Source organism: Streptomyces sp. NPDC037401 (genome assembly GCF_055602345.1).
In genome coordinates, this window is sequence record NZ_JBVJWO010000013.1 from 103166 (window position 1) to 115221 (window position 12056).

The window sequence follows — 12056 nt, forward strand, 5'->3', positions numbered from 1 at the left end:
GAAATAAGAAAGGAAGGAAGAAGACGGGAAGCACAAAGAAAGAGCAAACAACCCCCCCCCCCCCCCCCCCCCCCGCCCCCCCCCCGCCCCCCCCCCCCCCCCCCCCCCCCCCGCCCTTTGCCCCGTCCTTTGCCCCGGCTTTTCGGCTACCGCGGACCCGTTCGCGGACCCGTTCGCGGTGCTCGGCCGGCCCGGCCCCGGGGGGCGGTTCCGCTCCGGAATCCGCCGACCCAGGCGCAGCGGATAGGCTGGGCGGATGACGCGAGCCGAGCAGCCAACGGTCGTGAACCCCACCTACGACGAAGCCCTAGCCGCAGACTCACGCGAGCGCGCGGTGCGCGCCCTGCTGCGCATCCCCCCGCTGCGGCGGCTGTGGGGCGCCCAGCTGGTGAGTGGTGTCGGCGATGCGCTCGCGCTGCTGGTGGTGGTTCTGCTCGCCTTCCAGGTCGCCGTCTCGGAGGGTTCCTTCGGCGGCGGATACCGGGGAGCGGCCTTCGCGGTCGCCGCGGTGTTCGGCGTACGGATCCTCGCCACCCTCCTGTCCGGGGCCGTGCTGCTCGGGCCGCTGGACGCGCTGACCGCCGCCGGCGGCAAGCTCGACCGCCGCTGGACCATGGTCGGCGCGGACGGGGTGCGGATCGCGCTGTTCGTCGTCGCGCCGCTGTGGCTCGCCTGGCTCCCCGCCCATGCGCTGACGATGCTGCTGGTCACCGCCTTCGTCTCCGGTGTCGCCGAGCGGGTGTGGACGGTGGCCAAGGAGACCGCCGCCCCCGCCCTGCTTCCCGCGCCGCCGCCGGAGGGGGCGACCGTACGGCCGCTGCCCGACCACCTCGACGCGCTGCGGCGGCTGTCGCTGCGCACCGGCTTCGTGGCACTGCCCGTGGCAGCCGCGGTACTGGTCGTCGCCGGGCTCGTCGGCAAGCTCCTCGGGCTGGGCGTGGCCTGGTTCGAGGACAATCCCGCCGCCCTGGGCTCGTACGTGGCGGCAGGGCTCTTCGCCGCGTCCCTCTCGCTGCTCGTACCCCTCGTGCTGCCGGACACCAAGACCCCGCGGCCGCGCTCGCCCCTGGAGGGCCTGCGGCCGCCGAAGCACGCCGACCGGCCGGAGAAGGGGCGGACCGGCGCGATCCCGCTGCTCGTCCTCGCCTGCGCCGCGGTCGCCGGTGCGGTCTCCTGCGCGGTCGCGCTCGCCGCGCTGCACGCGGACGACCTGGGCGGCGGCCCGGTCGCGTTCGCCCTGCTCGTCACGGCCCTCAGCGGCGGCACCGTGGCCGGCATCCGCGCCACGCAGGCCGGGAAGGTGCTCCCCGCGCTGTCGCGGCGGCGCCTGCTCGCGCTCGCGATCGCGCTGGCCGGCTTCGCGCTGCTCGCGATGGGGCTGGTCGTGGACACCGCCACCGTGCTCTTCCTGGCGCTGGTCGCCGGCGTGAGCGCGGGTGTCGCCGCGAACACCGGGCACACCCTGCTCGACCAGGAGACCGAGGAGTTCCGGCGCGCCCGGATCACCGAGCACCTCCAGGCGGTCGTACGGATCGCCGTCGCGATCGGCGCGGTCGCGGCCCCGCTGCTCGCGGCCGCGATCGGCCCGCACCGGCTCGCGGACGGCGACGTCGTCTTCGCGCACGGCGGCGCGGCCTTCACGCTGATGCTGGTCGGCGCGCTGCTGCTGCCGGTCGCGGTGATCGTCCTGGCCCGCGCGGACGACCGGCAGGGCGTGCCGCTGCGGCGCGACCTGCGGGAGGCGCTGCGCGGCGGCGAGCCCACGCAGGCCCCGGCGGCCACCGGCTTCTTCATCGCCCTGGAGGGCGGGGACGGCGCGGGCAAGTCCACGCAGGTCAACGCGCTCGCGGAGTGGATCCGCAGCAAGGGCCACGAGGTGGTCGTCACGCGTGAGCCGGGCGCCACGCCGGTGGGCAAGCGGCTGCGGTCGATCCTGCTCGACGTCTCCTCGGCCGGGCTGTCGAACCGTGCGGAGGCGCTGATGTACGCCGCCGATCGCGCGGAGCACGTGGACACGGTGGTGCGGCCGGCGCTGGAGCGCGGCGCGGTGGTCGTCTCGGACCGGTACATCGACTCCTCGGTGGCGTACCAGGGCGCGGGCCGCGACCTGTCGCCGACCGAGATCGCGCGGATCTCGCGCTGGGCGACGGACGGGCTCGTACCGAACCTGACCGTGCTGCTGGACGTGTCGCCCGAGGCGGCGCGGGAGCGGTTCACGGAGGCGCCGGACCGGCTGGAGTCCGAGCCGGCGGAGTTCCACCAGCGGGTACGCGCAGGCTTCCTCACCCTGGCCGCGGCCGACCCCGCCCGCTACCTCGTCGTCGACGCCGGGCAGGACCCGGAGTCGGTGACCACGGTCGTACGGCACCGGCTGGACCGGATCCTGCCGCTGTCGGAGGCGGAGCGGGAGGCGCAGGCCGAGGCACGCCGGCTGGCCGAGGAGGAGGCCGCCCGCAAGGCCGCCGAGGAGAAGGCCCGGCGCGAGGCCGAGGAGAAGGCGCGCGCCGAGGAGGAAGCGCGGCTCAAGGCCGAGGCGGAGGCCCGTCGGCTGGCGGAGGAGAAGGCCCGCGCCGAGGAAGAGGCCCGGCTGAAGGCCGAGGAGGAAGCCCGGCGGAAGGCCGAGGCGGAGCGCGCGGCCCGCGAGGCCGAGGAAGCACGGCTGGCGGCCGAGGCGGAGGCCCGGCGGCAGGCCGAGCAGGAGCGGGCCCGGCGCGAGGCCGAGGAGAAGGCCCGTGCGGCGGAGGCCGAGCGGCTGCGCCGGCAGGCCGAGGAGGAAGCCCGGCTGCGGGCCGAGGCGGAGGAACGCCGTCGCGAGAAGCAGCGCAAGGCGGAAGAGGCGCTGCTGAAGGCGGAGGAGGCGCGGCGGCTGGCGGAGGCCTCGGCGGCTGCCGCTGCGGCCGCTGCGGCAGCGGCAGCGACTGCTGCTCCGGCCCCTGCCGCCGCGGTTCCTCATGTTGCGTCGCCTGCGTCGGCCGCGGCGGCTCCCCGGGTGCCGATGACCAAGGAGCCTGAGGCCCCCGAGGCCCCGCAGGCCCCTGAGGCGGCGGTCGCTGCGGACGAGGCCGTGACCGTCGAGACGCCGATCGTGCGGTCCGAGGAGATCACCCAGACGGTTCCGGTCCCGAAGGCCGACCCGCGGGAGCTGCGCGCGCTGGACGAGACGGCCGTGCTGCCGCCCGTACGCCCGGACGCGCCGGCGGACCGTGGGCTGGACGAGACCGCCGTGCTGCCGCCCGTACGGCCGGACGCCCCGGCGGACCGGTTCCCGCAGGGGATCTTCCGCGACGAGGCGCCCGCCCCCGGCCCGGCCGAAGGCGGGAACGAGCGCACCCGGGAGTTGCCGATTCCGGACGCGTCGGGACAGCAGCGGCGAAGGTCCGACTGGGCGGAGGAGACCCCCCTCGACGATCTGCCGACGCTGGCCGACGAGCTGCTGGGACGGCACGGCCGCCACGACGGGCGCGACGGGCACGAAGACCAGGGCGAGCACGACGGACGCCGCCGCCGCTGACCCTTCCCCCGGCCCCGCGCCCCCGCCGAAGGGATGGCTGCGCCCGCGTGTCGGTGGGGGGCGACACAATGGGGGGACGCAGACGAAAGGGGCCGCCGGATGCCCGTGTGGGACGACCTGGTGGGGCAGGACCGCGTGCAGGCGCAGCTTGCCGCTGCCGCCCGGGACGCGGACGCGCTGGTCACGGCGGTGGGCGCGGGGGAGCCGGTGCCCTCGGCGTCGAAGATGACCCACGCGTGGCTGTTCACCGGACCGCCCGGCTCCGGCCGGTCCACGGCAGCGCGCGCCTTCGCCGCCGCCCTGCAGTGCACCAGCCCGGACCGTGCCCTCGGCGGCGAGCCGGGGTGCGGTTTCTGTGACGGCTGCCACACCACGCTGGTCGGCACGCACGCGGACGTCGAGATCGTCCGTACGGACCTGCTGTCGATCGGCGTGAAGGAAACCCGCGACCTGGTCCGCCGGGCCCAGCTGTCACCAGCCGTCGGCCGCTGGCAGGTGATCGTCCTGGAGGACGCCGACCGGCTCACCGAAGGCGCCGGAAACGTCCTGCTGAAGGCCGTGGAGGAGCCTGCTCCGCGCACGGTGTGGCTGCTCTGCGCGCCCTCGCTTGAGGACGTGCTCCCCACGATCCGGTCCCGGTGCCGGCACCTGACCCTGCAGACCCCGTCCGTCGCTGCCGTCGCCGACGTCCTCGTGCGCCGGGACGGGATCGAGCCCCCGGTGGCCGAGGCGGCGGCCCAGGCCACCATGGGCCACATCGGCCGCGCCCGCAGGCTGGCCACCGACGAGCGGGCCCGGGAGCGGCGGGCTGCGGTCCTGCGGCTGCCGCTGCGCGTGGACGACGTGGGCGGCTGCCTGAAGGCCGCGCAGGAGCTCGTCGACGCGGCGGCGGAGGACGCCAAGCAGGTCGCCGAGGAGGTCGACACCAAGGAGACCGAGGAACTGCGGGCCGCCCTCGGCGCCGCGGCGGGTACGGGCGGCCGGATGCCGCGGGGCACGGCCGGGGTGATGAAGGAGCTGGAGGACCGGCAGAAGCGCCGCAAGACCCGCACCCAGCGCGACACCCTCGACCTGGCGCTGACCGACCTGACCGGCTTCTACCGCGACGTGCTCGCCCTCCAGCTCGGCTCGCGCGTGGCACTGGCCAACGGCGCGCTGCGCGACGACCTCGACCGGGTCGCCCGCGCATCCACCCCGGAGCGGACCCTGCGGCGGATCGAGGCGATCATCGCCTGCCGGGACGCGCTGGACCGCAACGTCGCCCCGCTGCTGGCCGTGGAGGCGGTGACGATGGCCCTGCGGGCGGGCTGAGGCACGGCCCGGATCCGCCCGCGTGGCCCGGATCTGCTGCCTGCACGGCCCGGATCCGGTGCCGCGGACCTGCCCGGCGGCGTCACTCGTACGGGCAAGGAGCCGCCGTGACCGGGCACGGCGCCGCCGCGGAAGGCTACGCTCCGGGGATGGACACCAGGCACCTGCTGCGCACCACCGGGACCGTGATCGCGGCAGCCGGACTGCTCGTCTCCGGCTGCACCTCCGGAAGCTCGGCGCCCAGCGCCTCCGCGTCCTTCTCCCAGCCGGGGCCCCGCACCACCGCCGTGCCCGCCGCGCTCAAGCCGTACTACGGGCAGAAGCTGTCGTGGCGCGAGTGCGGTGCCCCCGAGTTCCAGTGCGCCACGCTCAAGGCCCCGCTCGACTACGCCGCCCCGGGCAACGGCAAGGACATCGAGCTCGCCGTGGCCCGCAAGAAGGCCACCGGCCCCGGCAAGCGGCTCGGCTCGCTGCTGGTCAACCCGGGCGGGCCCGGCGGCTCCGCCGTCGGCTACGTGCAGGCGTACGCGGGCATCGGCTACCCCGCCCCGGTGCGCGCCCGGTACGACATGGTCGCGGTCGACCCGCGCGGGGTCGCCCGCAGCGAGCCGGTCGAGTGCCTGAGCGGCCCGCGGATGGACGCGTACACGCAGGTGGACCAGACCCCGGACGACGCGGCGGAGCAGGCGGCGCTCGTCACGGCGTTCAAGGAGTTCGCCGAGGGGTGCAAGAGCCGCTCGGGCGAGGTCCTTCCGCACGTCTCCACCGTCGAGGCGGCCAAGGACATGGACGTGCTGCGGGCCGTGCTCGGCGACGAGAAGCTGACGTACGTCGGCGCGTCGTACGGCACCTTCCTCGGGGCGACGTACGCCGAGCTGTTCCCCGCGCGCGTCGGGCGGCTGGTGCTGGACGGCGCGATGGACCCCTCGCGCCCCGCGATCGACCTGAACCGCGACCAGACGGCGGGCTTCGAGACGGCGTTCCGGTCGTTCGCGGCGGACTGCGCGAAGCAGAGCGACTGCCCGCTCGGGACGGGTGGCCCGGACGAGGCGGCCCGCAAGCTGAAGGACTTCTTCGCCAAGCTCGACGCCCAGCCCGTCGACACCGGACAGAAGCGCAGCCTCGGCGAATCGCTGGCCACGACCGGCGTGATCGCCGCGATGTACGACGAGAGCGCGTGGCCGCAGCTGCGCGGGGCGATCACGTCGGCGGCGAACGGCGACGGCGCGGGCCTGCTGGCGCTGGCCGACGGCTACTACGAGCGGGAGTCGGACGGTACGTACGCGAACCTGATGTTCGCGAACGCCGCCGTCAACTGCCTCGACCTGCCCGCCGCGTTCAGCGGGCCGGGCGCGGTCGAGACCGCCCTGCCGTCCTTCGAGAAGGCCTCGCCGGTCTTCGGCGAGGGCCTTGCCTGGGCCTCCCTGAACTGCGCGTACTGGCCGGTCAAGGCGACCGGTTCGCCGCACCGGCTGGAGGCGAAGGGGGCCGCTCCGATCGTGGTCGTCGGGACGACGCGCGATCCGGCGACCCCGTACAAGTGGGCGCAGGCGCTCTCCGGTCAGCTCGACTCCGGTGTGCTGCTGACGTACGACGGCGACGGCCACACGGCGTACGGGCGCGGCAGCGACTGCATCGACACGGCGATCAACCGCTACCTGATCGAGGGCGAGGCCCCGGCCGACGGGAAGAAGTGCTGACGGTGCCGACGGCGCTGGCGCACGTCGGCGCACGTCCGCGCCGAGGGGCGCGCCGAGGGTCGGGCCGGTCAGTGGCCCGAGCCGGTGGCCCGGAAGCCGCGCGGCACCATGCACACCACCAGGCCGGTCACGACGGCGACGATGCCGGCTGACACCCACGAGGTCACGGTCAGGGCGCTGTCGAAGGCGGCGCGGGCGGTGGCGACGAGCCCCTGCGGTCCGGTGTCCACCGCCCCGCCGATCGACTCGCGGGCGCCCGCGGGCGCGTCGGCGGGCATGTGGTGGGCGTAGATCGCGCCGTGGATCGAGCCGAGCAGCGCGACCCCGAGGCCGACGCCGAGTTCGTACGCCGTCTCGGAGAGGGCGAGGCTGCCCGTGGCCACGCGCTTGATGCCCCAGGCCAGGGCGACGATGCCGACGACGGACAGCACGGCGCTGAGCCAGTCGAGTGCGTGGGCGCTCTTCGCCTTGCACTCCGGCAGCAGCCGCAGGCCGGCCACGACGGTCACGACGACGACCGGGACGTTGCCCCAGAAGGCGGCGGACCAGCCGTACTGCTCAACGAGCAGGCCGCCGACGAGCGGCCCGATGGCTGCGCCGGCGCCGGCGAGAACGGAGGCGATGCCGAAGAGCACGAAGCCGATCAGGAACAGCTTCTTGCGCCCGAAGCGGTCACCGACCGCTGCGGTCGTGACGAGCAGACCGCCCAGGACCAGGCCGTAGATGTCGATGATCCAGAGCTGCTGCAGGGCGTCGGGCTGGCTGCCGGGTGCCTTTCCGCGGCGGGGCCTGCGGGCTGCACGGCTCGGGCCACGGGAGATCGCATCCCTTCGGGATGTCGGCAGAACGTGGCCGAAACGTTTCGGCCACGTATGCCCCAGTATCGCCCGCACTTCGACCGCCCGCGCAATCGCATTCATCCCCTGGTCAGGGGCACCCCCAAGAAGCCTGTAGACTTGGCGCCGCTGCTGATGCGAATCCCTCTTCCGAGGGGGACTCTCTCCGTAGCTTGCCGCCTTAGCTCAGTTGGCCAGAGCAACGCACTCGTAATGCGTAGGTCTCGGGTTCGAATCCCGAAGGCGGCTCCGTAGAAGCCCCAGGACTCACTCGCCGTGACCTGGGGCTTTTGCCTTTTCCCCGTCCGTGCCGGACGCCCCTCCGGGGGGCGGGCGGAGGGGCCGATGTGCGGGTGGGTCTAAGCCGCTTCCTTCCGCTTCCTCGCCGTTCGGGTAAGCCATGCCCAGCGGCACAGGGCGCCGACGGCCAGGGACACGAGGACGGCACCCCAGTCGATGACGTGGGGGAGGCCGGGCAGGAAGGCGAAGACGGCGAGGGACGCGGCGGTGCCGGCCAGGAAGGCCGTCACGCCGGCGCGGCGTCGCTTAGCCTCGATGGCCGGGTCTTCCGAGGTCGGGCGGGTGCTCATGTGCGGCTCACTTCGTGATGTGGTGGCACTGGCTGACCCTGCGCACGCCGCTGACGTGGAGCTGTGCGCACGCCTTGCCGTAGCGGGGGAGCTTCTGGGGTGCGTTGTCGCGCATCGGTTGATCTTGCACTCGGTGTGGGTTGTGCAGAGTGCAACTCCTGTTGAAGGGATTGGGTTCTGGGAAGTGCAGCAGGCAACTGGCATGGGTGAAAACCGGGTCGGGCTGCTGACTTGAGGCAAGTCGGCGGGGGACCGTTCCGCGCGGTGCGTCCGGGATGCGGGCCGTGGGGGATCATGGGTGCGTTCGGTCTGGTCGGGGTACTGGCGGCAAGGGGAGTGCGATGAGCGGTGGCGTGACGGTGCGGCAGGCCGGGGTGGGGGACCTCGACGCGGTGGCGGAACTCTTCCGGGGATACCTGGACTTCTACGAGGTCGAGGTCGCCGACCCGCAGCAGCCCCGGCAGTTCCTCGAGGAGCGGATCCGGCGGGACGAGTCGCTGGTCCTCGTCGCCGAGGACGCGGACGGGCGGGCGCTGGGCTTCACCCAGATCTACCGGACCTTCTCCTCGCTGGCCCTGGCGCCGGCCTGGGTGCTCAACGACCTGTACGTGGCCCCGGCCGGCCGGCGTACCGGCGCGGGCCGGGCGCTGCTGCGCGACGCCCTGGACCGGGCCCGCGCCGAGGGCGTCGCCGGCGTCCAGCTGGAGACGGCGTACGACAACCGCATCGCGCAGAGCCTGTACGAGGACGAGGGCTTCGAGAAGGAGCACTTCCAGATCTACTTCCACAATCTCGGGAAGTAGGGGAAGTGGGGGAGTAGGCGAAGCAGGGAAGCAGTCGCCGCCGGCTGCCGGACCTGACGTAGTGTCCCGGCGGGCGTTGTCCTCGGGGGCGGGAACGGCGAGGCTGGGACCCCAGGGACAGCAGGTCAGTGCGGGCGGCGGCCGGGGAAGCCGGCGGACGTGAGGGCCAGCATCGGGGCGGCCTTCACGGCGGTCTCCTCGAACTCCGCCTCCGGGTCCGAGAGGGCCACGATCGCCCCGCCCACGCCGTAGCGCACCCGTCCCGGGGTGACCACGGCCGTGCGGATGGCGACGCTCAGGTCGGCGGCCCCGGACAGCGAGAAGTAGCCGATCGCGCCCGAGTAGACCCCGCGCGGTCCCTGCTCCAGGCCGTCGATGAGCCGCATCGTGCGGATCTTCGGCGCGCCGGTCATGGAGCCCGCCGGGAAGGCCGAGCGTACGCACGCCACGGCCGAGTGCCCGGGCCGCAGGCGGGCCCGTACCGTGCTCACGAGCTGGTGCACGGTCGCGTACGTCTCGACGCGGAAGACGTCCCGCGCGTCCACGCTGCCGATCTCGGCGTGGCGGCCGAGGTCGTTGCGGACCAGGTCCACGATCATCAGGTTCTCCGCGCGGTCCTTCTCGTCCGTGCGCAGGTCCTCGACCAGGGCGGCGTCATCCTGCGCCGTCGCGCCCCGGGGCCGGGTCCCCTTGATCGGCCGGGACTCGACCGTGCCGTCGGCGTCGATCCGCAGGAACCGCTCCGGGGACGTGCTCAACACCGACAGGTCGCCGAACCGCAGCAGCGCGCCGTACGGCGCCGGGCTCAGGCGGCGGAGCAGCCGGTAGCCCTCCCACGGGTCGAGCGCGCCCTGGGCCTCGGTCATGTTGGTCAGGCAGACCTCGTACGTCTCGCCGGCGGCTATGTCCTCGTGGCAGGCGGCGATCAGGCGCAGGTAGGCGTCGCGGTCGTGGCGCAGGCCGATCGCGGGGAGCGGGGCGGGCGCGGGCGCGGGCGCCGGGGCGGCGGCGCCCGCGGCGAGCAGGGCGGACGTCGACTCGAGCCAGGCGCGGGCCGCTTCCTCGGTGCCGCAGGCCGTGTCGTCCTCGACGAGGGCGAGCAGGGTCGTCGTGCCCGTGACGTGGTCGAAGACCAGCGCGCGGTCCGCGAAGACCAGGGTGGCGTCGGGGTCCTCGGAGGCGTGTGCGGCTTCCCCGCCGCACTCGGCCTTGAGCTCGTAGCCGAGGTAGCCCACCCAGCCCAGCGCGAACGGGCAGGGCAGCGGCGGCAGTTCGGTGTGGAGGGCGGCCAGGTCCCGGTCCAGCCACTCCAGGAAGTCCCCGGACACCCGCTCGGTGCCCCCGGCGGACCGCACGGTCACGGTCCGGCTGCGTACGTCGGCACGGGCCACCCGGGCGAGGGGGCCGGACGCGTCGCCCATCACGGAGAACCGCCCGGCCTCCCCCTCCGGCCTGCTGCCGTCCAGCCAGAAGGCGTGGTCGCCGGCGCCCTCCGGGTGCCCGGACCCGAACAGCCGCTCGTACGCGGCCTCCTCGTCCCACGCGGTGGTCAGCTCCTCCGCGAGGACCCGCAGCTTCCGCGACGGTGAGCGGACCGCCTCCGGCGCGAACTCGACCCGCTCCGGTACGGGCGCCGGGACCGGCGCCGCCGCGGCAGGTCCGCGCTCCGGCCGGCCGGCGTGCCACTCCGCGGTCAGCCGGGTGAAGTTGCGCAGCAGGTCGCGGCCGTGCCGGGTGAGTATGGACTCGGGGTGGAACTGCACTCCCCACAGGGGCTGTTCGCGGTGCTCGAAGCCCATCAGCACCCCGTCCGGGGTCCACGCGACGGCCTCCAGCTCCGCGGGCAGGTCGGTGACGGCCAGCGAGTGGTAGCGGACCACCTCGAAGGGGGAGGGCAGGCCGGCGAAGAGGCCCGTGCCGGTGTGCGTCACGGGCGACAGGCGCCCGTGCCGCGGCTCGGGGGCCCGCCCGACGGTCGCCCCGTACAGCAGGGCGGCGCCCTGGTGGCCGAGGCAGACGCCGAGGGTGGGGATCCCGCCGGCCTCCAGGATGTCGCGGCAGATGCCGAAGTCGGCGGGGACGGCGGGGTGGCCGGGGCCGGGGGACAGGACGACGTTGTCGAACTCCGCCAGCCGCGAGCGGTGCCAGCCGGAGTCGTCGTTGCGGATCACGACGGGCTCGCGGCCGCCGACCTCGGAGAGGTAGTGGAAGAGGTTGTAGGTGAAGGAGTCGTAGTTGTCGACGAGGAGGGTGCGCACAGTCGTTTCCGGGCTTTCGGACGGGAAGGTGTGAGGGCGGGTGGTCAGACCGCCGTACAGACCTGGGGGAGCGTGCGTGAGGGGGCGGGCCGGCGGGCGGGCGCGGTGCGGACCTCGAAGAGCAGGTGTTCGACCGTCTCCGCGTCCATCGTCCCACCTGCGTCCGCCGGCGCTCCGGTTTCGGCCTCCCGGCGGCTGCCGCACAGGTGCAGCGTCCGTCCGTGCCGTTCCGCCAGCGCGTGCAGCAGGTCGAGGTCGCCGCGGTCGCTGAACTGGAGCAGGACGCGGCCGCCCGGGGCGAGGTGCTCGGGCGCCCGGGACAGGTACCGCTCGTGGGTGCGGTAGCCGGGGTCCACGTAGGCGCGGTCGTGCGCGTGCTCGTACTCGTGGTCCTCGGGCGCCAGGACGAAGTTGGAGTGCCAGTAGACGGTGTCGAAGCGGTCCCCGGGGCCGAGCGCGTCGAAGAGGTCGCTGTGCACGGCGCTCAGCCGCTCGTCGACGCCGTGGCGGCGGGCGTTGAGCGCGGTGTTCTCGACGGCCCGGGGGTTGATGTCGGTGGCGACGACGCGGTCGCAGCCGGCGAGGGCCGCGGACACCGCGATGATCCCGGTGCCGGAGCCGATCTCCAGGAAGGAGCCGGTGCGGGCGTGCAGGGGGCCGGCCAGACCCAGCAGCTCCATCGCCGCGGAGGTCGACCGGGTGAAGGGCGGCGCGAAGACGTCGTCCAGCAGGTCCCAGGTGCGGCCGTACTGGGTGAAGCGGTCCGGGCGGTCCTGCCGGGTCCGCGCGGCGCGGCTGCGCTCCAGCGACCTCTTGTAGCTCTTGATCTCTGCCATTCCCACCCCTTTGTGAGCCGGAGGACGGCCGCCCTCCGTTTCCCCCGTGACCATCGTCGCCGGGGGCCGTGCGGGCCGGAAGGTGTGCGCACGACACTGTCGGCCCTCGCCGCGGTGCCCGGAGCACACCGCCCGCAGGCACCCAAACCGCCCAAGCGCCTGGTTGCGGTATCTTACGATCCTAGGCGGATTTGACCCAAATTTTGCCGTA

General features: G+C 74.3%; 8 protein-coding genes and 1 tRNA gene. 5 read left to right on the forward strand and 4 right to left on the reverse strand.

The features are described 5' to 3' along the window. Nucleotides 1–256: 256 nt before the first annotated feature. The 3 genes from tmk to ACZ7H1_RS16095 all read left to right on the forward strand — a co-directional run bounded on the left by tmk (nucleotide 257) and on the right by ACZ7H1_RS16095 (nucleotide 6522). Nucleotides 257–3511: a dTMP kinase gene (tmk, locus tag ACZ7H1_RS16085; RefSeq protein WP_470787147.1), complete on the forward strand. Its 3255-nt coding sequence runs from the start codon at nucleotides 257–259 to the stop codon at nucleotides 3509–3511. 99 nt (nucleotides 3512–3610) lie between these two features. Beyond that, entirely contained in the window at nucleotides 3611–4822 is a 1212-nt protein-coding gene (locus ACZ7H1_RS16090; RefSeq protein WP_470787148.1) for a DNA polymerase III subunit delta', read from the forward strand. A gap of 149 nt (nucleotides 4823–4971) precedes the next feature. After that, nucleotides 4972–6522 (forward strand): alpha/beta hydrolase, encoded by a 1551-nt coding sequence (locus tag ACZ7H1_RS16095; RefSeq protein ID WP_470787150.1) that lies wholly within the window; start codon nucleotides 4972–4974, stop codon nucleotides 6520–6522. Nucleotides 6523–6590: 68 nt separating this feature from the next. Here ACZ7H1_RS16095 and ACZ7H1_RS16100 read toward each other — a convergent pair whose 3' ends face one another. After that, the gene (locus tag ACZ7H1_RS16100) at nucleotides 6591–7442 is read right to left on the reverse strand and encodes a hypothetical protein (RefSeq protein WP_470787152.1); all 852 of its coding nucleotides are present in this window, start codon (nucleotides 7440–7442) and stop codon (nucleotides 6591–6593) included. Between the two features lie 91 nt (nucleotides 7443–7533). On the opposite strand from ACZ7H1_RS16100, the gene ACZ7H1_RS16105 reads away from it, so the two are divergent. Next, a tRNA-Thr gene (locus ACZ7H1_RS16105) sits at nucleotides 7534–7607 on the forward strand. 110 nt (nucleotides 7608–7717) lie between these two features. On the opposite strand, the gene ACZ7H1_RS16110 is transcribed toward ACZ7H1_RS16105, so the two are convergent. Then, nucleotides 7718–7948 carry a hypothetical protein gene (locus ACZ7H1_RS16110; protein ID WP_470787154.1) on the reverse strand — a complete coding sequence of 77 codons (231 nt, stop codon included), beginning with the start codon at nucleotides 7946–7948 and terminating at the stop codon, nucleotides 7718–7720. 341 nt (nucleotides 7949–8289) lie between these two features. Here ACZ7H1_RS16110 and ACZ7H1_RS16115 point away from each other — a divergent pair, with 341 nt between their 5' ends. Continuing rightward, complete coding sequence (locus ACZ7H1_RS16115) at nucleotides 8290–8751, forward strand: GNAT family N-acetyltransferase (protein WP_470787156.1); 462 nt, start codon at nucleotides 8290–8292, stop codon at nucleotides 8749–8751. A 125-nt stretch (nucleotides 8752–8876) separates the two neighbouring features. Here ACZ7H1_RS16115 and pabB read toward each other — a convergent pair whose 3' ends face one another. Beyond that, nucleotides 8877–11009 (reverse strand): aminodeoxychorismate synthase component I, encoded by a 2133-nt coding sequence (gene pabB, locus ACZ7H1_RS16120; protein WP_470787158.1) that lies wholly within the window; start codon nucleotides 11007–11009, stop codon nucleotides 8877–8879. A gap of 44 nt (nucleotides 11010–11053) precedes the next feature. Then, nucleotides 11054–11845 (reverse strand): 50S ribosomal protein L11 methyltransferase, encoded by a 792-nt coding sequence (locus ACZ7H1_RS16125; RefSeq protein WP_470787160.1) that lies wholly within the window; start codon nucleotides 11843–11845, stop codon nucleotides 11054–11056. Nucleotides 11846–12056: the final 211 nt, after the last annotated feature.